Raw genomic sequence first — 23,772 nt, 5'->3', positions numbered from 1 at the left:
TCTATCAAAGAGATAATTATCAAGAACTTACAAACTCTTGGAAATCAACCTTTCCGAGGGTTTTTCTTTATCCGATTTTAATCAGTTGATGTTTATTTGGTGTTTGTTCTGATAAAATCTGTTCCATAAGTTCAGCAGTTTTAATACGTGAACTATCTAAGACAGCAGTATAAGTACCTGCTGTAATCTGAATATCAGCATGACCTTAATGTTCTGAAACAATCTTCAAGTCAATTCCATTATTTAGAAATAAAGTAAGCGTTTGTATGTCTAAGTTTGTGTAAAGTCAGATATTCAAAGTCTGTACCTTTAAGAAACGCTTTAATGAGGTATTAAGACAACTACGGTCTTTATAATTGCCTGTAGAGGAAGTAAACACAATTTCGGGATGCTTGAAGTCTGAACCCATAGCCAACTGTAACTTGCGTTGCTCGTGCTTGTGCTTTTTATGTAAAGCCATAAAATTATCATTCATATATAAGACAGAAATTACATGGGTGTGATTTGCATACGGTAGTATCAGAATTTGAAGATTTACAACCTGCTCAACTACTAAAATAATGTATGTATTTGACAAATTAGATTTTCGACTGGTATATTAGAAGAGAAAATAGTGTTAAATTACCGTTAAATGTCTTATAATCAAGGAAAAATATCCCTAAGAACATTTCGCTAGTATAGCTAAGGAGGTTGAAATGTATTATTATGATTTATATATATCAGTCGGAGGTGCATGTCGTCCTGCATATCATTTGCAGGCAAATGATTTAAGAAATGAAGCATATCCTTTAGACTGGCAGATGGAGTATTCTTTGGATACCGTTATTCATTTATTTAAAACCCAATTTGTTGATTTTTTTGTTGATATTGAAGAAGATAATAATAGGGGGGATAGTAAATATAGATGGATTAATGATACTATAAATAATATTGTTTCTATTCATCATTTTCCAAGGAATATAGAAGTTGAAAAAGCACAAAAAAAGTTCCTTGAAAAAATGAGTAAAAGATTTAAAAATATGGATGATAAATTAGAGAAAGCAAAGCGAGTGGTTTTGATTTGCAATAGAACAGATACTATAGAAAAATTACAGCTTTTTTTAAAGGAATTTTCATCATTATATCCACATTTAGAAATTAAATTGATAAACATACGAAATAATGAAGAAATGGACATAAATTCATATAATATGAAGCGATATGTGCTAAGTGATTGTTTATCTATTGAGGAATATAGTTTTAATGATACATTTAACGGCTTTACACAAGAAAGAGCCGATTGGCGTGGAAATATGGAAATATGGGGGAATATTTTAAATAATTATTATAATAAGCATAGGTTTGAATGTTTTAGAATTATGCAAAAAATAAAAGATGAAAATAAAGCACTAGTTATATATGGGGCAGGAAAAAGGTGTTTGGATTTATTGTATAGATTTGATAAGTATGATATTCAAATAAAAGGTATTGCAGTTACGGATACTCACAATAACTCACAATCAATTAGGCAATATGGTGTAAATGCTATAGAAAAATATGATAAAGATGATACAATTGTAATTTCTTTAAAAGATAGATATGAAGCTGAAATAATTAAGAATACTCTATTATCAAAGGGATATTATAATTTATATTTTGTAAATGATAAATTAAATTTAGAAAAAGCCTTTTAACGTCATGCTTAGGACATAAAAAAAGAACCTCATACAATGACGGTGGGGTTCGTAACTTATCTGATATATAATTATTATAATAATCTAATCGCTAGAGAATAGGTACCAAGGATGATTACCAATGAAAGCTAAGTATTGATAATTATCGATATTATGATAATATTCTAATTCGGAGGAATAAATTATGTGGTGTCACTTCTTATTTAACAACAATAGATTTCATTAATTCTATTAAAGTTATTAATATGTTAAATGTGCTTATGCAAACAGCATAGGTTTATTTGTTGTAGAATATAGGAGATAATACAATGAAAATAGATAATAATATTATAAAGCATTATTTGAAAAATGTGATGTTTATTACAGGTACGGCATATGCAGGTAAGTCAACAATGGTAGCAATGTTAGCAGATACATATGGACTGGTTCAATGTGGTGAAAATTATCACTCCAGAATTGCGGATGAAGTTATAATACCAGAACGTCAACCTAATTTGTGTTACTTTAAGACAATGAAAGATTGGCAGGAATTTGTGAATCGGACGCCAGAAGAATATGAAAAATGGATACTTGGAGGTGCGCAGGAAGCTGCTGAGTTTGAAGTGGCAGAACTAATTCGTATATCTCAAAACCAAAAGGTTATTGTGGATACCAATATACCTCTTGATATATTGCATGAGATTGCAGATTATAATCAAGTGGCAGTAATGCTGTCACCACAGGCTATGTCGGTTGAGAAGTTTTTTGACCGTGATGATCCTGATAAGGTTTTTATAAAGGAACAGATAATGAAAGCGAAAGATCCGGAGAAAACAATGGAGAATTATAAAGCGTGCATAGCAATAGTGAATAGTAAGGAGCATTATGATGAATATGCCAAGAGTGGATTTTTTACGATTGTAAGAACTGACGCTAATATAGATACCAAGGCTGAAACTTTAGAAATTCTGGCTAATCATTTTAATCTTAATCGTATGTAAAAATTAATTTAGACAACTATGAGAAGCTACAGGTAATTAACGTAAAGTACAAAGTAGGTTACAAAAACGTTAGAAAGCCTTTAAAAAGCAAGGGTAAAAGCTATCAAAGGAGATAATAAGACTAATAACAAAAGCCTTGAAATCATTGTATTTCAAGGCTTTTTGGATGTACTGTTTAGTTTTTTACTGAAAATGAATCATTGTCATAATGATAGGTTTTTGGGGGTAATACACTTCACTAGTATCAGTCCTGATTTCTTAAGCTGTTCTTATTATCTTTGAAACTATTTATTTCACACTCTGTACAGTGGTCAGCATTTCCTTTTCGGAAATCGCATTGGTAAACTGAATAGAGTAAGAATACCCTGCGGTTTTCCAGACGGCAAGCATATATTTTCCATCGTTTCCTTTGAATGTTACATTGTCATCCTTTATTTTAATACTTTTTATACTGGTATACTCTGTATAATCTCCACTTACATCCTCATCGGTGGGTTCCATTCTTAACACAGCTGTATTATCCTGACCTGCGTATTGTATTTGCCCAAGTTTTTTCCAGTATGCAGTATATTTTATCGTTTCCACCGTAAATGGGACACTCTGTATTTCTTTTACAGTAAATCCAATGGCTTTCGACAGTTCCTTTGCTGAACTATATTCAACGATAACCGGTACTACCTGCTGCGGTGGGGCCCCATTTCTTGAGCTTATTAGGTTGTGAAGGAAGAAAGAACTTGCAAGTAAAATTACAAAACAAGCTGCGATGGAAAGGTATTTCTTGTAATTGTGAAAGGGAATAACTTTATTCGGAGTTTTCTCCAAATCAAGCGTATTAATATTATTAAGAATTCTATCGCGCATTTCTGGGGTAACTTCAATGTTCTCCATAATTTTATCATACCTATTCTTCAAAATCATACACCTCCTTCAGCACATCTTTCAGTTTGATTCTGGCTCTTTGCAGTAATGAACGAACAGTTGCTTCTTTCTTTGATAATAGGGAAGCTATTTTGGCGGTAGAGTAACCCTCATGATAAAAAAGATGAATGACTTCGCTGTATTTTTCTGGTAGTTGTTTCACGGCATCCCACACAAAAGATAAATCCTCGGTTTCGTTTGCTGCCAAGGTTTCGCTTAGTTCATCGGTTTTTCGGATGTTATTATAGGTTATCTTATTTTTGCTGAGATTAATCGCAACCCGCAGTAACCATGCTTTTTCATGTTCAGTTGTTTCAAATTGTGGCTGTGTTTTAATAAATTGTATTAATGCATCCTGTAATACCTCTTCTGCATCGCTCATATTGTGAAGGTAGGAGTAAGCAAGGCGTAGAACATTATTTCCATAGGTTGTCATCAATCGGCCAGCTTGCTCATTGATCTGAGCAGAAGACAAAGTGCCCTGTATGGGTATTACCTTCGTGCTGTTTCCTGCAGAATGTAGCAAGCAGAACAGGGAAAAGATACACTCCTTTAAGAAGTTTATAAAGCTCCATAATCCATTTGGTAGCTTGTATGTTTCTACCATAGGTCACCTCCTTGGATTGAAGTATGGCGAAACTGCAACTCACAGTATCGCCATACTTCAATCGGCTGCTTTTATTTTAGTGGATATCGCTTACCATTTCGTTGATAGTGGTCGCATCCAAACCTGTTTCTCCAAGATTGGCAGTAATAGAATAGGTATACTCCCCGTCAACCCATGTGGCTGTGTTGATTTTACCATCATTTCCTTTGGTAGATACCTTGAGGCTGCCAACAGTGATTGTGTTATTTTCTTTATATTCATTATAGTCACCGCTGATGTCCTCGGTGCCTTTCGTCTTGCGGATGAGAATTTCCTTTTCACCATTTTTATAGAAAACCTGCACCATATCATTTTCAGTGGCCTGAATGAGCTCCTGTACATAACCTTTCGGCATTTTTGAGGGAACAGTAAGGGTAAAACCGGCTGTTTTTTTTGCATCCGCCATTGTAGCGCAATCAATAAAAGGATTGGGTATTTGAACATTGTCATCAGCGTCAGACTTCATACTGGTTATCATATCGCTAATTGTATTATTGTCAAGACCTTCTGACGAAATTGCATAGGCATAATCTCCATCAGTCCATACAGCAAGGTTAACTTTTCCGTTGTCTCCCTTAATCGTTACTTGCAGACTTCCGATGGTCAGGGTATTACTTTCTTTATATTCGTTGTAGTCGCCGCTGATATCTTTACTGTCTTTGCCTTGACGGAAACTGATTTTGTTTTCGCCCTTCACATAAATGATTTCTACAAGGTCATCTTTAATAGCACGTATTGTATCCTGTGAATAACCAGTCGGTAGGGTTTTAGGGGTAACTACAGTAAACCCGGCTATTTTATTGGCGTCCGCTATGGTTTTACAATCAACAAAGGGATTTGGAATTTGTGCGTTATCCCCGGTGGTTTGTTTTTGGGTACTATCTTTTGAGGGAGAATTGTTGGAGCAAGCGGTAAAGGATAATGTTATAACTGCGCAAAGAATAAAAACTATAATTTTTTTCATGATTGTTCTTCCTTTCTCATTTTTGGCTTGATTTTTAGTAACCATATATTTTCGGTTCTAACCTGTATACAAATGAGAAATGGATAATGTTGCAAAAAATAAAAAAATTTATTATTGCCTCTGATGTTGGTAGTCCTCTTTGCAGAGAATGGATTTCTAAAATGCTTACACCTGTGGTTCAGAGTTCCTCTTCAAACCCATAACGAGGTAATCTACCGGCAAATGCCGTTTTATCTTAAACATTGATAATTACCGGTGGTATGATATAATAAAACCTGGAGGAGCAAATTATGTGGTGTCACTTCTTATTTAACAACAATAAATTACGTTAATAAATTTAATATTCTTAATTATTAATTGCGCTTATGCTGACTAACGGTATAAGTTTATTTGTTGTAGAATAAGGGAGATACTGGTATGAATATAAATAGCAATATTGTGAAGCACTATTTAAAGAATGCGATGTTTATTACAGGGACTGCATATTCAGGGAAATCAACAATGGTAGCAATGCTGGCGGATAGATATGGATTGGTTCCATGCGGAGAAAATTATCACTCCAGGGTTGCGAATCAGGTTATAGTGCCAGAACGTCAACCCAATCTGTGCTATTTTCAGACAATGAAAGACTGGCAGGAATTTGTGAATAGAACACCGGAAGAATATGAAAAGTGGATACTTGGATGCTCCCAGGAAGCCGCTGAATTTGAAGTAGCGGAATTAATTCGTTTATCTCAAAACCAAAAAGTAATTGTGGACACCAATATACCTCTTACTATATTACATGAGATTGCTGATTATCACCAAGTAGCAGTAATGCTGTCCCCACAAGCTATGTCGGTTGAGAAGTTTTTTGACCGTGATGATCCGGATAAAGCTTTTTTAAAGGAACAGATAATGCAATCGGAAGATCCGGAAAGTACAATGGAGAATTTTAAAGCAGTGTATAGCCAAGGTAAATAGCAAAGAGCATTATGATGAATATGCCAAGAGTGGATTTTATACACTGGTAAGAACAGATGCTGACAAAGATACCAAGGCCGAAACTTTAGGAAATCTGGTGACTCATTTTAAGCTTAACTGAATCAATTGTAAAAAAGAAACAGAATTTTAAATATAGGAAAACCAAAAATAAGGGATAACAATGCTATATCTCAAACCTCGAAGCCCAAGTGTATTCGAGGTTTTATTTGGGCCAATAAAAAATATAGAAAGAAATGCAGAGAGAACAAAGAGAGAATAACAGGGAGAACCAAAAGAGAATACAAGACAGAACAACAGAGAAAATAGCAGAGAAATAACAGAGAGATTAATAAACAACTAGCAATATTTATGAAAAAAGAAAGTGCAGATGTGATAAATGGAACTATATTATTATAGCCAGATGAACAAACAACAGCAAAGAATTTATCAGGTCATCAAAAGCGGCCTGGAATCCCTTTCACTAAGTTTTGATGTTCAAAGAATTGATGGAAGAGAACTAAGCGATATCTTTTACAAGCTAAGACTGGACTGTCCTGAGATATTTTATGCTCCGACATTTCGTTATTCTTTTTACGAGGATTCCACACTTGTAAGGATTAAGCCTGAATATTTGTTTGAAAAGAATAAAATCATAGAGCATCAGAAGGCGATGAGTGCCAGGGTGGAGAAGCTTACCCGGGTTGTTAAGGATAAAAGTGACCTGGAAAAGGAGCAATATATTCATGATTTTATCTGTGAAAATGTGACTTATGATAAGCTGAAGAAACAGTATTCCCATGAAATACTAGGGCCCTTGGGGCAGGGAGTCGGTGTCTGTGAAGGAATTGCAAAAGCAGTAAAGATTCTTTGCGATCGACTGTCTATTCCTTGTATTGTCGTTATTTCTGAGAATAATCCGGAAAAGAACATCAAATATCGTCATGCATGGAATGTGATACGAATCAATGGAGTTTGGTATCATTTAGATGCTACGTTTGATAATTCATTAGGTAAAAAAGAAGTGAGATATGATTATTTTAATTTGGATGATAAAAGCATTTTCAAGGATCACGAGCCTGTAATATACAATGTTCCTGGGTGTAATGACGGTGATCATTTTTATTATAAGGAGAAGAAGCTTTCTTTTACCAAGCAGGAGGATGTAGCAAAACGCTGTCAGCAAGCTATCAAAAAGGGAAATGTTCTTACATTTCATTGGAGAGGCGGCTATCTCACAAGAGCAGTTCTAGAGGATCTAGTACATACCATAGCTGAGAGAGCCACGGAAAAGAACATGCACAGTCAGGTTTCTATAAACTGGGCACAAGCAGTCATCCGCGTGAAATTCATTCAGGAATGTATAGAAGATACGGTTAAGATGGAAGATGCTTATGAAGAGGAAAACGATATGTTACCCTAGTAGAGAAAGAAAGCCTACTTTAATTGACAATAGTATAAAGCCTATGTTATGATTCAAGTGTGATAACATAAAATAAAAAATTATGAGGTGACACATCCGGTATACTTGATATTGCACAATCAGTAATATAAGTATCACGTGGAAAGGAAGATAAAATCATAATGGAATAGAAAGGATTGAGACTGTTTTGTGACAGTTTTCTTTTCTATACTCAAAAATGATTTCATCATATATTCCACGCATATAATAGTAAGATTATTAGCTGTGGAGATTTCCACAGCTTTTTTTATGTTATCACTAAATTATGTTATCACAAATTTTATGTATCACAAATCTTAAATAAAAAGCCAAAGACAGGAGCCTTATATGAAAACAAACAGACCTTATGTAACAATTAATAAAGAGAGTAAGTTAAAGGAATTGATGGAAGCACTTCATAAAAATATGGATAATATTAAAAAATTTGACGGCATTGCCGGTATTATGCTGGATGGAGGTATGTCAAGAGGTTATGCCGATTACCTGTCAGAAATAGATGTGGTGATCTTTTTACATGATAAAGAATTCCAGAGTTATAAAGAGGAGAAAACGCCAATAGCACTTGGTATAACTAAGATGGAGGGATACTTATATGATATAAAAGTTCTGAATTATGAGGAAGAATGGAGGAAGGAATATGACAGTATCGCATTATGGGATATGTCTTATGCTAAGATCTTATATGATACCAACGGAGAATTAAAGAGTCTGTTTGACAGGAAGCTTAAAACGGTAAGGGATGTTTCAGCTGCGGAAGGATTGATGTTTGAAGCTTGGTGGAATTATAAGCTTGCAGGAGATATATGGCTTCACAGAGAAGATATTCTCCAGGGACATTATTGCCTTAATAATGCCGTTAAACCCTTACTGTCTGCCCTATTTATAGCAAACAGTGAATATATACCTCATGATAAGTGGCTGATTCATATGAGCAGAACCTTGGAATGGAAGCCGCTTCCTTATGATGAATTATTGCAGGGAATTCTTTATACCGGCGATATGAATCTGGAGAGCTTATATAAAAGACAGAAAAGTCTGGAATGTTTCTGGAATGCCATTAATGACAAGCTGTGCGGTATGCTTGATTTTAACAATGGCCTTAAGTTAATGCATAGAGGAGTATTTCAGAATCTGGAGAGGATTATAGAAAAAGATAGTTTTACACTGAGTGAATGGAAGGAGTTCAGCAGTATATCGAGTTTAAATTATGAGCCTCTTTTTAGTTTTACTGAAATAAAAGATGGGATGGTTATGATAGATAGAAATAAATTGAATACATTGGGTGAGAAAGAATTATACGATTGGTTTTACGATGTAGTAAAAGCGGTAAGACAGGAGAGTGTGATGAATAACAGAGAAGTTATCAAAGAATAATACGGGGGATAACAGTTATTGATATAATTGATATTTTTATCCGCACCTTAGTATCTAGGATAACATATCGAAAAATATAAGTCTATAAGTTTTATGAAATACTTGCTATGATTAATTTGCCGGCAGAAAAAATAATATGTTTATATACTAGAACATTGAAAGTGCAGTAGGAAGTCATTACTTCGTTAGATAATTATAACCTAAGGAAGAGGGGTGTTGCAAAAGGCAGATATACAGTGTATGAATTGCTATAAGTCTCATCTTGTAACATCACCTCTCTGATCGTATGTGTGTTAATCACGCAGAAAGGAGCTATTTATGAAAGCGAAAGGCTCAGACTGGTATAAGAGTATATGGACACTGGAAGCAAAGAATCAATCATGGGTTGAGGAGACAGAGAATCAAGTGGAATTTATAATAAAAACCCTTAATCTTACAGGCAAGGAACATATACTTGATCTAGCTTGCGGTTTTGGCAGGCATTCCCTTGCTTTTGCAAGAAGAGGATTTTCGGTGGTTGGAGTTGATATTACGAAGGAGTTTATCAATGATGCAATAAAAAGCAGTGAAGAGGAATCCCTGCAGGTACAATTTATCCATTCTGATATTCGCGACATTCGGTTCAATAATGAATTTGATGTTGTACTAAATCTGGCGGATGGTGCAATCGGGTATCTTGAGAGTGACGAAGAGAACCTAAAGATCTTTGATGTGATATCCACGGCGTTAAAGTCAGGAGGCAAGCATTTTATGGATGTCTGTAATGCAGAACATGCAGAGTATTACTTCCCGAAACACGCATGGGAAATAGGTGCAAGCGCATTGTCCTTATCCTTATTTGAATGGGATAGGAAGAATAGGAGAATGCTTTATGGAGGATGTGACATTCCATATGGAGAACCTGCAAAAAGACCTGAGATACCTTATGGAGACCCTATCCGGTTATATACATTGGAAGAACTGCAAAGCATCTTTTATAAAAGGAACATGAAAATAGTTAGCGCCTTTTCAAACTACAATGGGAAGGAAGCATCCTATAAAGAATTGCAACTTATGGTGTACTCATTGAAATTGTAGTACACCATGTTCTTTCCGGTACTTACAAGATTTGAATGCAGATACATAAAGTTAAATTTGGAACATGCAGTCTCTATCACTAGCTGCATGTTCCTGTTTCTCATATAGCTATTGTATCCATAAAGATTTTTCGTTACAATAATATAAATGAGAATTCATGTGACTAACTGGAAAAGGAGATAATCATGCCCCAATATGACCGCCATAAAGACAGAAATGTATATATTGAATTTATTGCTACGGAAGATTTTAAAGATTTTCCCTATTCGGAGCGATTAACCCTGACCTTTGTTACGACAGGAAGTATACATGGTGTATTAAACAATCGTCCTTTTCAAATTTTAGCCCCGGGTATATTGTGCTTATCCGAGAAAGACGAAATACAAATTATGCAGAAGGAGAAGGTATCTGCCCAATCCTTCTGCTTTCATCCGGATTTTTTTAATACGGTACGAAACTCTGATACCCAGGATGGTATTGCCACTAATTTGAGAATTCAAACAGGTCTTTCACTCTTTTTTAGGGAGGGCAGGCATACAGGAATACCCATTGTTTCGGAGAAAGCATATCCTCATTTATTTGAATGGTTTTTTGTACTTGGAACAGAAGTTTATGCTCAAAGTGATGGGCTCTGGGTATGCAGAATTAAAAGGTATCTTATACAGATATTAGGGATGCTTGAGGAGCTGAACCGTCAAAGTGAGCAATCACCGGTTGATGAGGTTCTGGATTATATCTACACGAATTATCCGGATAAGGTAACATTGAAGGAGTTAACAGACTGCGCACACTTAAACCGTGTTTCACTGAATAAATTATTTCAGGAGAGATGCGGCTGTACAGCTATGAACTTTTTACTGATGTATCGTCTAAAAATAGCAGGCTACCTTCTGATTCACACAGATATGAGTTTGAATGAAATAGCTCGTTCTACCGGCTTTGAATATGATACTTACTTTATAAAGCAATTTACTCTAAAAAGAGGTATTTCTCCAACCGTATACCGGAATGCTTCCAGAGAGCATGCGTTACTCCTATAATGGTGACCCTAATGTTTTTTCTGAAATAAGTTTGAGGATGTGAAGCTTACGACCCTATGATAAAATTAACTGACACGAAATAGAAGAATCAAAGGCACTAAAGGAAGACGGATAGATATGGGGCAGAATTTGATTTTTCCGTCAAATTGAAAGGGGTTCGTAATGAATAAGGCAAAAGAACTTACCAAGGAAGAAATAAAAGAAGTACTAAAAAAATGGAGTATAGATGCTATTCCTGTATCAATTCACCCCAGGGCATGGGATATTAATCAATCTTATATTTTAAAAGCCTATGACGAGCCGGATGTCTTGGAGAGAAATGTAATATCAATGAGAACACTGCTTGCTGCTGGAGTTCCGGTACCGGAAATAATTTCATTGCCGGACGGAAAAGATTATGCAGAAAAAGACGGTGGCTATTATATGTTAATGACGAAACTGCATGGACATGCAGTGAAACCATATGAATGCATGGATAACTGGTTCTTTCATTTCGGGACGATATTAGCAGAGCTTCATATCGCCTTTTTAAAGTGTGAGAATAACCTTCATTCTTGGGATAACAGCTTGCTTGAGGAAATGAATGGCTGGGTAAAGAAGAATATCGCCAAGTATAACATCGACTATCTGAACGATAAGGATGTACAGGCAGCAGTGGAGGAGCTGGCTTCATTCTACGAGGATTTACCAAGACAATTGATACACAGAGATGTCCATTTGGGAAATTTCTTATTCGAGAATGGAGAATTCACAGGGTATATTGATTTTGATTTAAGTCAGAAGAATATCCGAATATTTGATTTATGCTACTTCCTTTTGGGACTTCTTTTAGAGGAAAATGGTTTTAAGGAAGACGATAGATGGTATGAAATTATACGGCAGGTAGTTAGCGGCTATGATAGGGTAAGCCCCCTTAATTTAACTGAAAAAAGGGCCTTTGCCAGTGTAATGAAGAATATAGAACTATTATTTGCTGCTTATTTTATAGATATAGGAGAAGCAGAATTGGCTAGAAATGCAGTGGATTTATTTTACTTTGTTAAAAGGAATGAAAGGAAGATTTTAACCGGTTGTAATGCACAGAATTAAATAGGTCCTTTCATACGTAGAAGATAGTAAGCATTAAATCAATGAAGTAATATAACACTTCTAGAAAATCTTAAATATGACATACAGTTGTCCTATATTTCTGCTATAATAGAATCAGTAAAGTCATAGCTATAATGCATTATGGAGCTTTTATATCAGTGATTTGATTAAAGCGAAGGGTGCATTGTTGTTTTGAAGCAAATAGCCATTTCAATTACCGATGAGGGAGTATCCATAAGAACTTGTTTGTAAGAAAAGAGGGTATATGAAAATTGACCGGTTAATAGGAATTCTAGCCATACTGTTGCAGCAGGATAAGGTAACTTCTCCCGTTTTGGCGGAGAAATTCGAAGTTTCCAGAAGAACTATCCACAGAGACATCGAAGACCTTTGCAAGGCCGGTATCCCAATTGTTACAAAACAAGGGATTGACGGTGGAATTTCCATAATGGATGGATACAAGATAGACAAAACTCTTTTAACAACTTCTGAAATGCAGGCAGTCCTAAAGGGGCTGCAAAGCCTTGATAGTATCTCCGGGGGAAATAAGTATCAGACCCTCATGGACAAACTGTCTATCAACAACTCATCCATTCTTGCGAATAATAATCATATTTTGCTGGACCTTTCCCATTGGAATACCAAGACCCTAGCGCCGAAGATAGAACAGTTTCAAAGTGCCATTGAAAATCATAACCTGGTATCCATTCGGTATTATTCTCCGAGCGGAGACAGTGTGAGGACCTTGGAACCTTATCTGTTATTATATCGGTGGCATTCCTGGTATGTCTGGGCATATTGCGGATTAAGAGAAGAGTTCCGGTTATTTAAGTTAGGTCGAATGGATGAACTAAAGATATTAAAAGAAAGATTTGACCCAAGGAAGGTAGAGGAACCAATCGATTCGGGAATGGGAACCTTTAATCAGGAAAATCTTCGCATTACGGCAGCCTTTGAAGAAAAGGTAAAATGGCGTTTGATGGAAGAGTTTGATTTTGAGAAAATGAAAAAAGGGGAAGACGGCAGGCTTTATCTGGAGTTTGTCTGGTGGGATAAAGAAGCATTATTCGGATATCTGCTAGGGTTTATGGAGAATGTCGAGATTATCAGTCCGAAGTGGCTCCAGGAAGAATTCCTTTCCCTATTAGACCGAATTGCCGGGAAATATAGAAAAGGACACGAATATGCATGAAAAAGAAGTAAAAGCTATCTTATCTGCTCAAAATGGCATGAATATATACAGAGGTTGCACTCATGGCTGTATTTACTGTGATGCAAGGAGTACTTGTTATCAAATGCACCATGATTTTGAAGATATTGAGATAAAATCCAATGCGGTCGAATTGTTAGAAAAGGCATTAAGAAGTAAAAGAAAAAAATGTATGATAGGTACGGGAGCGATGAGTGATCCCTATCTGCATATTGAGAACAAGTTAAAGCTAACCAGAAGCTGCCTGGAATTAATTGATGCTTATGGATATGGATTGGCTATTCAGACAAAGTCTGATTTGATCTTAAGAGATTTGGACCTCCTTAAAAGTATAAACCGGAAGGCAAAGTGTGTTGTTCAGATTACCATGACAACCTATGATGAAAACTTATGCCAAATCCTAGAGCCGAATGTTTCTACAACAAAACGGCGGGCAGAGGTCTTAAATATTATGAGAGAGGAAGGCATACCGACGATCTGCTGGATGACACCTATATTGCCGTATATCAATGATACAGAGGAAAATATACGGGGAATTCTTGATTACTGCTTCAGTGCCAAGGTATACGGAATTCTGTTCTGGAACGTAGGGGTAACCCTAAGGGACGGTGACAGGCAGTACTTCTATCAGCAGTTAGATAAACATTTCCCAGGATTAAAGGAAAAGTATATAAAGACCTATGGGGAGGCTTACGAAGTAATCTCCCCTAATAATAAATACTTGTCTGGGTTAGTGAGGACGGAATGTCTAAAGCGGGGAATTGTCTGTGATCCCAATCAATTATTTGAGTATATGCACCTGTATGAGGATAAACAGGCAGGGATACAGCTAAGCTTATTTGATATGTAGTAAATGAGAGCAAGAATTGTTTATATTGAAAGGGAAATAGTGTCAGATACATTTCAGAATAAAGGTATTGACATTGAGATAAAAATCGAATAGAATCATGAAGGAAGCTTTGCCTGTTTCTGTATCAAACAGGCAAGGCTATTTTTTTTGTTTGTACAGTGAAGTAAGCCCCATCCCATCTCGTACAGAACGGAATCAATAAATTTGCACAAGGAATGAGGTAGATTATGAAAAGAATTTTTTATACGGAAATTGCTTATCTGTTGGGAATTTTCGGATTGGCACTGGGAACAGTTTTTATGGTGAAAGCCGACTTTGGAATGTCAATGGTAGTTGCTCCGGCCTATTTAATATACCGTAAGCTTTCTTTAAGCTATAGTTTTATTACCTTTGGTATTGCAGAATACATCATGCAGGCACTTCTACTATGTCTGTTGATTCTGATACTGCGTAAGTTCAGGATATATTATTTATTCTCCTTTGTTACCGCTCTCTATTACGGTTTTCTGCTGGATCTTTGTATGGGGATTTTAAAGAATTTTGCTGTTGCTTCACTGATTGGCAGAGTGGCTTGCTTTGTTTTTGGAGTTTCCTTATGCGCCAACGGCATTGCATTTATTTTTCGTACTTATGTGGCACCGGAGGTCTATGAACTCTTTGTAAAAGAGGTTTCGAAGAAAATGAAGATCTCCATAACAAAGTTTAAAACAGGTTATGATATAACAAGCTGTCTTATCAGTATCCTGTTATCTTTCTTATTCTTTGGTTTTATGAAGTTTGTAGGTGTAAATATCGGTACGATTATCTGTGCCCTTACCTTTGGAAAGCTAATAAGCATATTCGGTAATATTTTGGATAAGCACCTTCAGTTTAATGACGCCCTTCCCCTAAGAAAGTATTTTGAATAGTAATGCCGGGGTAAAATGTTATATCTGTATAAGACATAAAGGGAATGAGTTCTTTAAGGAATAAAGTATCATTTTAAATCCCTGAAAACGGAGAGATTTGTTTTCAGGGATTTTCTTTTTATCCTGACTATTAGTAGCCTTAGGAATTTGGAAGGAAAGTTTGCAGAAAAAATTGGATGTGTTATAATTGGAAGTATTAGCATGTGAAAGAAAGGGGTACATAATGCTGGAGGTTAAATTCTATGAAACAATCCAGGACGAAAAATTGGGATTTGCAGTAATTCTGGCAAAAACACAAGGCAAATGGGTTTTTTGCAGGCACAGGGAACGTAATACCTATGAATTCCCAGGGGGACACAGGGAAGAGGGTGAAGCTATCCTTAATACGGCTAAACGGGAATTATACGAAGAGACCGGTGCACTGATTTTTAACATTCAGCCTATCGGAGTATATTCTGTAGTTCGTGAGGGAGAAGAGGAATCCTTTGGTATGTTTTACTATGCGGAGATTGAGGAGTTTGAGAAAGAACTCCACAGTGAAATAGAGGAGATTATAATCACGGAGGAATTGCCGGAGAGCTGGACCTATCCTCTGATACAGCCAAAACTGTTGGAATATGCCATAGACAAAGGTTTCCTCTAGGACTTTAAGAATTCAGTGAATAACACCAATGCATGCATACCAATGTATGCATACATTGGTATGCTGAGACCGCAGTTTATACGGATGAAAGGAGTTTCTGAATGGAGAAAAAGCCTGAGATGATTCTTTTTGATTATGGAGAGACTTTAATTACAGAAGATAAATTTAATCCTGAAAGAGGGAACCAGGCACTTTTAGAGATAGCAGTGAGAAATCCATATAAAGTGACCCCACGGCAAGTTCAGGAATTGGCAGATTCTTTGGGAAAAGACCTGGGAGATGCCATGTTGGGGAAGGATCGGAATCACAAACCTCTGGATGTAACCCACCAAGCATTCAACCGTTATTTATACGAATATTTTGAAGTTGAATTTAATGAGAGCGCTGATTATCTGGAATGGATGTTCTGGAATAATGCCGCGCCAGGACACCCGACGAAGAACATTGGGAAGCTGCTTTCCTTTCTTCAGGATAGTGGTATACGAACCGCGGTTGTAAGCAATATGATGAATACCAGCAAATCTCTTTCAAGGAGACTGGAGGAACTGCTGCCAGAGCATCACTTTGAATTTATTATAGCTTCCAGTGACTATATGTTTCGAAAGCCCCACCCAAGAATATTTGAAATGGCATTAGCGAAAGCAAAACTTTCTCCGGATAAGGTGTGGTTCTGCGGAGATAATCCGGTTTGTGATATAGAAGGTGCTTATCGGGCCGGTATGACACCTGTATGGTATACGGCTTATTTGAAAGATAAATCTGAGGTTCCAGCGGTTACATATCTTCCCGCGGTGGATTGGGAAGACGTGATTGCCATGATTACACAATCATGAGGGAGTTGTTAAAAGTGGAAAGTTGTGCTATATATTTATAGAGGAATAAGAAGAAAGAGAGAATTATAATGAAAAGGCAAATTAGTCTAGATGAAATATCTGACGGCAGCTTATATGGCAGTGAAGATCTTGTAGAAGTCAGCTGCAATGGCTGTAAAGGAAGAGCATCCTGCTGTCACGGAATGGGGAACTCTATCGTTTTGGACCCTTATGACGTATACCGGCTTACAACAACTTTGAAGCTTTCCTTTGAAGAATTATTAAAGGACAAGCTTGAGCTGAATCTGGTGGATGGAATTATACTTCCCAACCTAAAGATGATTGGGGCCAAGGAACAATGTGCCTTTTTAAATACCGACGGAAAATGCAGTATTCACGGACAGCGTCCGGGTATATGCAGAATATTTCCTTTGGGAAGAGTATATGATAACCATGGATTTCATTATTTTCTTCAAATTAATGAATGTGTAAATACCAGTAAAACCAAAGTAAAGGTCAGCAATTGGATTGATACGAAGGGCATAAAAGAAAATGAGAAGTTTCTCATTGACTGGCATTATTTCTTAAATGATGCAGAAGAAAAAGTGAAAAATGCAGCAGAGGAAGTAACGGTAAAGAATATAAATCTTTGTATTTTAAATCTTTTTTACCTAAGACCCTATGAAATAGAGAAGGATTTTTACAAACAATTTCATGAAAGATTGGAAAATGGGAAAGAATTATTAGGGATCTCTTAAAGCATGGCTGTTAGCGGGGGATATTTAACATAAAAAGAACCGTGTAGAAGGAGCTATGCATAATAATTTTGATAGAAGGAGAAAAGTTATGAACAGGGAAAAACTGGAGGAAAAATTAAGAGAATATCATCAGGAACATTTATTATTATATTACGATAAGCTTGATGATAAGGGAAAAGAAGCACTGTCAGCACAGATTGAAAAAGTTGACTTAAATATTGCAGCCCTTATTCACAAAGACAATGGACTTGCAGGTAAGGGAATTGTAGAACCTCTTTCCGGAATGGAAAGAAAAGAGATTAATGCCAGAAGAGACGAATTTGAAGCAGCCGGTATCCAGGCAATACAGGAGAAAAAAGTAGGAGCTGTTTTACTGGCCGGCGGTCAGGGATCAAGACTTGGCTGTGAGGGACCAAAGGGTAAGGTAAATATCGGTATTACCAGAACTCTCTATATCTTTGAACAATTGTTTCAAAATGCACTGCAAGTAGTTGAAAAGACTGGTGCCTGGGTTCCGTTTTACATTATGACCAGTGATAAGACCCATGAAGAAACTATTGAATTCTTAAAAGAAAATCAATACTTTGGCTATCAGGAAGACTACATTACTTTCTTTATGCAGGAAATGACACCTTCCGTAGATTACGAAGGAAAACTTTTAATGGAAGCACCGGATAGGCTGTCCCTGTCTCCCAATGGTAATGGCGGCTGGTTCTCTTCCATGGTAAAAGCAGGACTTTTAGAGGATGTACAGTCCAGAGGAATTGAATGGCTGAATGTTTTCGCAGTAGATAATGTTTTACAAAGAATAGCAGACCCTGTCTTTGTTGGTGCTACTATTCTGACAGGGAAGGACAGCGGAGCGAAAGTGGTTAAAAAAGCAGAACCAGGGGAACGCGTTGGTGTCTTATGCAAGAAAGACGGAAAGCCATCTATCGTAGAATACTATGAGATGACACCCGAGATGCTTCATGAAAAAACACCGGAGGGAGAACTTAGTTATTCCTATGGTGTAATATTAAATTATCTTTTCAAATTGGATAAATTAATTCATATATTGAATACCAATCTTCCCATTCATGTTGCTGAGAAGAAGATTCCTTATGTTACACCGGACGGTGAATACATTCAGCCAAGTGAGCCTAATGGGTACAAGTTTGAAGAATTGGTTCTGGATATGATTCCTCTCTTTGAAGACTGTCTGCCCTTTGAGGTTGTCAGAGAAGAAGAATTTGCTCCCATTAAGAATGCTACAGGGGCAGATTCACCGGATACAGCAAGAGCCTTGTTAAAGCTGAACGGTGTTATTCTCTAGATTGTGAGGGAATTGTTCGAGTAGTTTAGAAAAAATAGCCGTATATATTTAGCATTTTGCTAAACATATACGGCTTTCTTTATTTGAGTAACCTAAATCCTGTTCTGATTTCGTTGAGTTATTGGATATTAAACCACATAGCCGGAATGGCTGTAAATTCATCACTTGTTACATCATAGCCAAAATCCATAACCAACCCTTTATCGGTGATAAAGGCAGCGCTGCCAGAAGAACTGCCGGGGGAGCGCAGCCAGCTTCTTCCCTTTAATGCTTTGAAGAAGGTATTATAAGTATGTGCCTCGTCTATATCTAATAAGAATAGATAATCGGAAGTATCATTACCGCCTGCTGTGCCATATTTGGCATTGGCATTATTGCTTACGGTTGTCTGAAGTATATTTTTAAGTTCTTCTTTTGAAAAAGTATCGTTTAAGAAATTATTATTTAAATACTTGCGAAGGTCAGAATTTTCCCAGGCTGCATTGCTAGCATTACTGCTGTAAGCTCTTTTGGATAGAGCAGCTTTCTTTAGCAGTAAGACTTTTGTATCTTCTACCTTTAAAACTTTCCAGTTATATTTACCGATTTTAACTACACTGATGCCTGGTCTGGCATTTTTAAGAACCTGTTTTAAGGCAGTTACTTTTTTTACATCACTTTCTTTGTAATTACCTGATGCGTAAAAAGATTTCTTTGCCATCTTATAATTGCCCTTTGCTTCATAATCCAATCCTAACATATACTGGCACTTCATAGCTTTATCCTTGGTGTCTTTATAGTCACCGGAGTGATGATAGAATTTTAAGGCATATTTATAAGCATTCACGTTATAAAGGGCATTTCCGATATTGTACTTGGCAACGGGAGAAATGCCGATGAATACGAGAACAAGAATGCCAAACAATACCACACCGACGGTTCCAAAAAATTTCCTGGCACCTTTGTTATCAATGCGGTCACTTAGTTTATCGCATTCCAAGGCCTGTTTATCTGAATCAGAGTATCCTTCCGTTTTACGGAATTCTGCAGCTGCCAATTTATAATCATCAGCATTTTTGGCATTGTTCTTCTTAAGGGTGGCATAATCATATATTTTTTTTATTAACTCATCATTTGTCTGCTTTGCTGACTGCTTGCATAGCTTGACGTATTCTTCACTGTCTTTATAGCCTTCCAGTTCGGCAAATTTATTAGCAGCACTTAGATATATTTCAGCCTTTGATGGTGTGGTGTTCATGCACTCCAGGCTTGAAAGCAAGGCAATCAGTTTCTGATAGCTTTCTTCTTTTTGCAGCTCTTCCTCGTTTATTTCGGGGGTTTCTAAGTTATCCGTGTTCTCCATATTTTCCATATAAGAATCCTGTTCCATCCTTTATAATTTTACTTTTGTAGCCAGATGTTATAATCATGATAGTATAAACGAAAGAGTACTATTTTATCGTATCTGATTTTTACAACATATATTATCCCATTGACAGCCAGAAGTAAATACAAAAAACTCTGTTATTTCTTAATTATTTTTAAGAAATTACGGGCTAAAGGAATTAATAGCTATAACTGTTTTGGGATTTGGATTACTTTAGAAACTATGGTATAATTATCATGTTAATTCAGAGAAGAGAGAGGCATTTATAATGGAAAATATAATCACAGAGAGATTGATTATTAGAAGATTTGATGAAAATGATTGGATGGATTTATATGAATATTTATCAGACGAAGAGGTTGTTCGGTTTGAGCCATATAATGTTTATACAAAAGAGCAGGCGATGGAAGAAGCAATTTACAGAGCAGGTGCGAAGTCTTTCTATGCCGTCTGCTTAAAGGAGAATGGAAAGTTAATTGGAAACCTGTATTTGGGTAAAGGAGAATTTGATACCTGGGAATTGGGATATGTTTTTAACAGGAGTTTTCAAGGACAAGGTTATGCCACAGAGAGTGCCAGAGCATTACTTGACTATGCCTTTACCAGTTTAGGGGCCAGGCGTATTATAGCCATGTGCAATCCAAAGAATGAGCAATCCTGGAAGCTGCTGGAACGCTTACCTATGAGGCGTGAAGGTATGCTTTTACAAAATATTTATTTTAAAACCGGAGCCCAAGGGGAACCTTTATGGGTTGATACCTATGAATATGCCATATTAAAAAATGAATGGAAATTAGATATTGACAGAAACAAATAGAATGCTATAATGATACCAATAACATAAGAAAAGCTATGACGGAAACGAGTAAGCTGAGAGAAATATACAGAGAGAAGAACATAAGGTGGAAGTTCTTTATATGGAAGACAGCCCAAAACCATTCCCAAGCTGCAATGCTGAAAGATTGTTCTTACAATTACTAAGTGTCGCCGTATGTCTGCGTTAAAGAATAGGATTTGATGGAATCCGAAGTGAAAAGTTAAGGTGGAACCGTGCATTTGATATGATGCACCCTTATATAAGCGGCTGTATGCCGTTTATACAAGGGTGCTTTTCTTATGTTAAATAAAACCCATAGAAGGAGATCATAAGAAATGAAAGCAGCAGAGAAAGACGGTTCTATCAGGGACTACGACTTTACAGAGAAAGAAGGGAGGGAAGCATACTGGCGTACTACGGCACAGGTTCTGGCTCAGGCAGTAAAAAGGTTATATCCGGAAGCAAAATGTGCCGGCTTTCAGACAGAAGAGGAAGGCTTTTATTACGATTTTGCTCTTAACACAGCTTTTACAACGGAAGACTTAAACATTCTGGAAGCAGAGATGCAAAATATTATTAATCAAGACCTATCACTAAAGAGCTTTACCTTGGATAAAAAAGAGGCAATGGATTATATGGCAGAAAGGCAGGAATCCTATAAGGTAGAGCTTATCAGAGAAAGCCAGGAAAAAGAAGCTGTACTCATAATACAAGGGGAATATAGTGAGCTGTTCGCAGGCACTTATGTAATCAGCACAGGATCGATAAAAGCCTTTAAGCTGACGCTGGTAGCAGGTGCTTACTGGAAGGGAAAAGAAGAGAATGAAATGCTGACCAGAATATACGGTACAGCATATCCAAGTACCGCTGAGTTAGAAGAATATCTTGCGAAGATAGAAGAAGCCAGAAAACGTGATCATAGAAGACTTGGTAAGGAACTGGGGCTCTTTGCAATAATGGACGAAGGGCCGGGTTTTCCCTTCTTCCTGCCAAAGGGCCTGATAGTGAAAAATCTTTTGATAGATTACTGGAGAAAAGTGCACAGCAGGGAAGGCTATGTGGAGATTTCCACACCGATTATGCTTGAGAAAAGCTTATGGGAGACTTCCGGCCATTGGGAACACTTTAATGAAAAAATGTATCTTTCCACTATCGATAAGTCTGAATATGCAATCAAACCTATGAATTGTCCGGGAGGAATGCTGGTGTATAAACTGCAGCCTCACTCCTACAGAGACCTTCCAATTAGGATGGGAGAATTGGGAATTGTCCACCGGCACGAGAAGTCAGGAACGCTCCATGGACTTATGCGGGTTCGGATGTTTACCCAGGATGATGCCCATATCTTTATGACGGAAGAACAGGTAAGAGAAGAAATAAAAGGAGTAATTGGTCTGATAGATGAGGTATACACTAAGTTTGGATTTTCCTATCATGTAGAATTATCTACACGACCGGAGGATAGTATCGGCAGTGAGGAAGACTGGGAAATGGCTACGAATGGCTTAATAAATGCCCTGGAGGAGCTTAAGATGCCATACCTTGTTAATGAAGGGGACGGAGCTTTCTATGGCCCTAAGATTGATTTTCATCTGGTGGATTCCATGGGCAGAACCTGGCAATGCGGAACAATACAGCTGGACTTTCAGCTTCCCTTGCGTTTTCAGGCAGAGTATACTGGGGCAGATGGGTTAAAGCATCGCCCGATTATGCTGCACCGGGTGGTATTTGGTTCCTTAGAGCGTTTCATGGGGATTCTTATAGAGCATTATGCCGGCAAGTTCCCTTTATGGCTGGCTCCGGTTCAGGTGAAACTGCTGCCTATATCAGAACATTTTCTACCCTATGCAAATGATATAAAAAAGAAATTATCCAGAGCTTTAATACGCTGTGAAGTGGATGACAGGGCAGAAAAGATCGGCTATAAGATTAGGGAAGCTCAGCTTGACAGGGTTCCTTATATGCTGATTGTTGGCCAGAAGGAAGAAGAAAGCCATGAGGTATCTGTTCGTAAGAGAGACAGCGGTGATTTAGGACGAATGAATCTGGAAGCTTTTATCAATATGCTTCAGGAGGAACTTCATGAGGATAACAGTGAGGGGGAGAAGGAATGAAAGCAACAATCGCTTATCTGGCAGATACCAATACAGAGAATTATGGAAAAGGATTAATGCTTGCCGCCCACAGAATCGGCGGGATGGGCTTTGAAGCAGCGAGGCTGCCAATGCATGTATCCTTAAAACAGCCATTTTCTATACCCGATTTAAATAAGATAGAATCCTTTTTTGATGATTATGCTAAAAAGCTTTCACCTATAAGTCTCCGCTTTGATGCTTTGGACCTCTATGAAAGCAAAGTATTCGGATACGAGTCCGGTTGTCTGGTTATGAAAATCAAACCCAATGACACACTTAAAAATCAGCAGAAGGAACTGTTTAAGGCTTTAGAGGAAGGCTTTGGGCATTGCCCGGCAGAGCATGACGAAGACTATTGTTTTCATATGACTGTTGCCATTGGAGGGAGTCCCTTTGGAGCTTATAAAATGGCATATGAGAAAATAAAAGTTCTGGAATATGCAGGGGAAGCTCTATTTGACAAACTGGGATTATTTTATTACGATGATGATAAAATAAAACCGGGGTCATATTTTTGTTATAAGTCAGTAAAGCTTTCTCTCTGAGAATAAACAAATTAATAGTATTACATCTGCTGATAGTTCTTGCAAAGATTTGGAATATGGTTTAAAATGACATTAGAATTACATGTATATTTTATCCTGCATTCCGAAGTTTGCAGGTCTTGAAAGGGGTTTGGCTGTTTTATGAGACGAAGGCATGTTATAAATGCGTAGCACCGGCTATCGCATTTTTATAAATTAAAATAAAATTGTTATAGCCGCTGCTGTTCCTA

22 protein-coding genes are annotated in these 23,772 nt (G+C 37.0%); 18 read left to right on the top strand and 4 right to left on the bottom strand.

Going from position 1 to position 23,772, the window contains the following annotated elements:
* The first annotated feature begins 695 nt into the window (after positions 1 to 695).
* Positions 696 to 1,673, top strand: coding sequence for a DUF1796 family putative cysteine peptidase (locus bsdcttw_RS21885; RefSeq protein WP_185256902.1), 978 nt, complete (start codon positions 696 to 698; stop codon positions 1,671 to 1,673).
* 308 nt (positions 1,674 to 1,981) lie between these two features.
* Positions 1,982 to 2,653: a hypothetical protein gene (locus bsdcttw_RS21880; RefSeq protein ID WP_185256901.1), complete on the top strand. Its 672-nt coding sequence runs from the start codon at positions 1,982 to 1,984 to the stop codon at positions 2,651 to 2,653.
* 288 nt (positions 2,654 to 2,941) lie between these two features.
* On the opposite strand, the gene bsdcttw_RS21875 is transcribed toward bsdcttw_RS21880, so the two are convergent.
* The 3 genes from bsdcttw_RS21875 to bsdcttw_RS21865 form a co-directional block, all read right to left on the bottom strand.
* Positions 2,942 to 3,565 (bottom strand): hypothetical protein, encoded by a 624-nt coding sequence (locus tag bsdcttw_RS21875; protein WP_185256900.1) that lies wholly within the window; start codon positions 3,563 to 3,565, stop codon positions 2,942 to 2,944.
* On the bottom strand, positions 3,555 to 4,178 hold the full coding sequence (locus bsdcttw_RS21870) for an RNA polymerase sigma factor (protein ID WP_225903727.1): 624 nt from the start codon (positions 4,176 to 4,178) through the stop codon (positions 3,555 to 3,557). Before bsdcttw_RS21870 ends, bsdcttw_RS21875 begins: the two co-directional genes overlap by 11 nt.
* Positions 4,179 to 4,254: 76 nt before the next feature.
* Entirely contained in the window at positions 4,255 to 5,181 is a 927-nt protein-coding gene (locus bsdcttw_RS21865) for a DUF4367 domain-containing protein (RefSeq protein WP_185256899.1), read from the bottom strand.
* A gap of 417 nt (positions 5,182 to 5,598) precedes the next feature.
* On the opposite strand from bsdcttw_RS21865, the gene bsdcttw_RS21860 reads away from it, so the two are divergent.
* The 13 genes from bsdcttw_RS21860 (at position 5,599) to bsdcttw_RS21800 (ending at position 18,679) form a co-directional block, all read left to right on the top strand.
* Entirely contained in the window at positions 5,599 to 6,144 is a 546-nt protein-coding gene (locus bsdcttw_RS21860; protein ID WP_225903726.1) for a hypothetical protein, read from the top strand.
* A gap of 397 nt (positions 6,145 to 6,541) precedes the next feature.
* Complete coding sequence (locus tag bsdcttw_RS21855) at positions 6,542 to 7,564, top strand: transglutaminase domain-containing protein (protein ID WP_185256898.1); 1,023 nt, start codon at positions 6,542 to 6,544, stop codon at positions 7,562 to 7,564.
* Between the two features lie 366 nt (positions 7,565 to 7,930).
* The gene (locus tag bsdcttw_RS21850) at positions 7,931 to 8,977 is read left to right on the top strand and encodes a DUF4037 domain-containing protein (RefSeq protein ID WP_185256897.1); all 1,047 of its coding nucleotides are present in this window, start codon (positions 7,931 to 7,933) and stop codon (positions 8,975 to 8,977) included.
* 318 nt (positions 8,978 to 9,295) lie between these two features.
* The gene (locus bsdcttw_RS21845; RefSeq protein WP_185256896.1) at positions 9,296 to 10,054 is read left to right on the top strand and encodes a class I SAM-dependent methyltransferase; all 759 of its coding nucleotides are present in this window, start codon (positions 9,296 to 9,298) and stop codon (positions 10,052 to 10,054) included.
* Between the two features lie 185 nt (positions 10,055 to 10,239).
* On the top strand, positions 10,240 to 11,094 hold the full coding sequence (locus bsdcttw_RS21840) for a helix-turn-helix domain-containing protein (protein ID WP_185256895.1): 855 nt from the start codon (positions 10,240 to 10,242) through the stop codon (positions 11,092 to 11,094).
* Between the two features lie 162 nt (positions 11,095 to 11,256).
* The gene (locus tag bsdcttw_RS21835) at positions 11,257 to 12,183 is read left to right on the top strand and encodes a phosphotransferase (protein WP_185256894.1); all 927 of its coding nucleotides are present in this window, start codon (positions 11,257 to 11,259) and stop codon (positions 12,181 to 12,183) included.
* A gap of 265 nt (positions 12,184 to 12,448) precedes the next feature.
* Positions 12,449 to 13,375: a helix-turn-helix transcriptional regulator gene (locus tag bsdcttw_RS21830; protein ID WP_185256893.1), complete on the top strand. Its 927-nt coding sequence runs from the start codon at positions 12,449 to 12,451 to the stop codon at positions 13,373 to 13,375.
* A complete protein-coding gene (locus bsdcttw_RS21825) occupies positions 13,368 to 14,243 on the top strand; it encodes an SPL family radical SAM protein (RefSeq protein WP_185256892.1) in 876 nt (291 codons plus the stop codon). The genes bsdcttw_RS21830 and bsdcttw_RS21825 overlap by 8 nt, the downstream gene beginning before the upstream one ends.
* 227 nt (positions 14,244 to 14,470) lie before the next feature.
* Entirely contained in the window at positions 14,471 to 15,151 is a 681-nt protein-coding gene (locus bsdcttw_RS21820; RefSeq protein ID WP_185256891.1) for a DUF6198 family protein, read from the top strand.
* A gap of 223 nt (positions 15,152 to 15,374) precedes the next feature.
* The gene (locus bsdcttw_RS21815; RefSeq protein WP_185259919.1) at positions 15,375 to 15,794 is read left to right on the top strand and encodes an NUDIX hydrolase; all 420 of its coding nucleotides are present in this window, start codon (positions 15,375 to 15,377) and stop codon (positions 15,792 to 15,794) included.
* Positions 15,795 to 15,895: 101 nt separating this feature from the next.
* Entirely contained in the window at positions 15,896 to 16,627 is a 732-nt protein-coding gene (locus tag bsdcttw_RS21810; RefSeq protein ID WP_185256890.1) for an HAD family hydrolase, read from the top strand.
* Between the two features lie 68 nt (positions 16,628 to 16,695).
* Positions 16,696 to 17,364, top strand: a complete 669-nt coding sequence (locus tag bsdcttw_RS21805) for a YkgJ family cysteine cluster protein (RefSeq protein WP_185256889.1) — start codon at positions 16,696 to 16,698, stop codon at positions 17,362 to 17,364.
* Between the two features lie 88 nt (positions 17,365 to 17,452).
* On the top strand, positions 17,453 to 18,679 hold the full coding sequence (locus bsdcttw_RS21800; protein ID WP_185256888.1) for a UTP--glucose-1-phosphate uridylyltransferase: 1,227 nt from the start codon (positions 17,453 to 17,455) through the stop codon (positions 18,677 to 18,679).
* A gap of 118 nt (positions 18,680 to 18,797) precedes the next feature.
* Here the strand turns inward: bsdcttw_RS21800 and bsdcttw_RS21795 are convergent, their stop codons facing one another.
* On the bottom strand, positions 18,798 to 20,030 hold the full coding sequence (locus bsdcttw_RS21795; RefSeq protein ID WP_185256887.1) for a DUF6273 domain-containing protein: 1,233 nt from the start codon (positions 20,028 to 20,030) through the stop codon (positions 18,798 to 18,800).
* A 283-nt stretch (positions 20,031 to 20,313) separates the two neighbouring features.
* On the opposite strand from bsdcttw_RS21795, the gene bsdcttw_RS21790 reads away from it, so the two are divergent.
* From bsdcttw_RS21790 to bsdcttw_RS21780, 3 genes are all read left to right on the top strand, one after another.
* Entirely contained in the window at positions 20,314 to 20,862 is a 549-nt protein-coding gene (locus tag bsdcttw_RS21790; protein WP_185256886.1) for a GNAT family N-acetyltransferase, read from the top strand.
* 335 nt (positions 20,863 to 21,197) lie between these two features.
* A complete protein-coding gene (thrS, locus tag bsdcttw_RS21785) occupies positions 21,198 to 22,976 on the top strand; it encodes a threonine--tRNA ligase (RefSeq protein WP_185256885.1) in 1,779 nt (592 codons plus the stop codon).
* Complete coding sequence (locus bsdcttw_RS21780; RefSeq protein ID WP_185256884.1) at positions 22,973 to 23,542, top strand: 2'-5' RNA ligase family protein; 570 nt, start codon at positions 22,973 to 22,975, stop codon at positions 23,540 to 23,542. Before thrS ends, bsdcttw_RS21780 begins: the two co-directional genes overlap by 4 nt.
* Positions 23,543 to 23,772 lie beyond the last annotated feature (230 nt).

This window comes from Anaerocolumna chitinilytica, from assembly GCF_014218355.1.
Lineage (GTDB): Bacteria > Bacillota > Clostridia > Lachnospirales > Lachnospiraceae > Anaerocolumna > Anaerocolumna chitinilytica.
Note: the sequence above shows the minus strand (reverse complement) of the source record. Positions and strands in the feature narration are given on the sequence as shown.

What these genes read in the sequence shown, in the direction of transcription:
- bsdcttw_RS21885 (WP_185256902.1), top strand. Translation starts at nt 696, where the DNA reads ATGTATTATTATGATTTATATATATCAGTCGGAGGTGCATGTCGTCCT.
- bsdcttw_RS21880 (WP_185256901.1), top strand. Translation starts at nt 1,982, where the DNA reads ATGAAAATAGATAATAATATTATAAAGCATTATTTGAAAAATGTGATG.
- bsdcttw_RS21870 (WP_225903727.1), bottom strand. Translation starts at nt 4,178, where the DNA reads ATGGTAGAAACATACAAGCTACCAAATGGATTATGGAGCTTTATAAAC.
- bsdcttw_RS21865 (WP_185256899.1), bottom strand. Translation starts at nt 5,181, where the DNA reads ATGAAAAAAATTATAGTTTTTATTCTTTGCGCAGTTATAACATTATCC.
- bsdcttw_RS21860 (WP_225903726.1), top strand. Translation starts at nt 5,599, where the DNA reads ATGAATATAAATAGCAATATTGTGAAGCACTATTTAAAGAATGCGATG.
- bsdcttw_RS21855 (WP_185256898.1), top strand. Translation starts at nt 6,542, where the DNA reads ATGGAACTATATTATTATAGCCAGATGAACAAACAACAGCAAAGAATT.
- bsdcttw_RS21850 (WP_185256897.1), top strand. Translation starts at nt 7,931, where the DNA reads ATGAAAACAAACAGACCTTATGTAACAATTAATAAAGAGAGTAAGTTA.
- bsdcttw_RS21845 (WP_185256896.1), top strand. Translation starts at nt 9,296, where the DNA reads ATGAAAGCGAAAGGCTCAGACTGGTATAAGAGTATATGGACACTGGAA.
- bsdcttw_RS21840 (WP_185256895.1), top strand. Translation starts at nt 10,240, where the DNA reads ATGCCCCAATATGACCGCCATAAAGACAGAAATGTATATATTGAATTT.
- bsdcttw_RS21835 (WP_185256894.1), top strand. Translation starts at nt 11,257, where the DNA reads ATGAATAAGGCAAAAGAACTTACCAAGGAAGAAATAAAAGAAGTACTA.
- bsdcttw_RS21830 (WP_185256893.1), top strand. Translation starts at nt 12,449, where the DNA reads ATGAAAATTGACCGGTTAATAGGAATTCTAGCCATACTGTTGCAGCAG.
- bsdcttw_RS21825 (WP_185256892.1), top strand. Translation starts at nt 13,368, where the DNA reads ATGCATGAAAAAGAAGTAAAAGCTATCTTATCTGCTCAAAATGGCATG.
- bsdcttw_RS21820 (WP_185256891.1), top strand. Translation starts at nt 14,471, where the DNA reads ATGAAAAGAATTTTTTATACGGAAATTGCTTATCTGTTGGGAATTTTC.
- bsdcttw_RS21815 (WP_185259919.1), top strand. Translation starts at nt 15,375, where the DNA reads ATGCTGGAGGTTAAATTCTATGAAACAATCCAGGACGAAAAATTGGGA.
- bsdcttw_RS21810 (WP_185256890.1), top strand. Translation starts at nt 15,896, where the DNA reads ATGGAGAAAAAGCCTGAGATGATTCTTTTTGATTATGGAGAGACTTTA.
- bsdcttw_RS21805 (WP_185256889.1), top strand. Translation starts at nt 16,696, where the DNA reads ATGAAAAGGCAAATTAGTCTAGATGAAATATCTGACGGCAGCTTATAT.
- bsdcttw_RS21800 (WP_185256888.1), top strand. Translation starts at nt 17,453, where the DNA reads ATGAACAGGGAAAAACTGGAGGAAAAATTAAGAGAATATCATCAGGAA.
- bsdcttw_RS21795 (WP_185256887.1), bottom strand. Translation starts at nt 20,030, where the DNA reads ATGGAAAATATGGAGAACACGGATAACTTAGAAACCCCCGAAATAAAC.
- bsdcttw_RS21790 (WP_185256886.1), top strand. Translation starts at nt 20,314, where the DNA reads ATGGAAAATATAATCACAGAGAGATTGATTATTAGAAGATTTGATGAA.
- thrS (WP_185256885.1), top strand. Translation starts at nt 21,198, where the DNA reads ATGAAAGCAGCAGAGAAAGACGGTTCTATCAGGGACTACGACTTTACA.
- bsdcttw_RS21780 (WP_185256884.1), top strand. Translation starts at nt 22,973, where the DNA reads ATGAAAGCAACAATCGCTTATCTGGCAGATACCAATACAGAGAATTAT.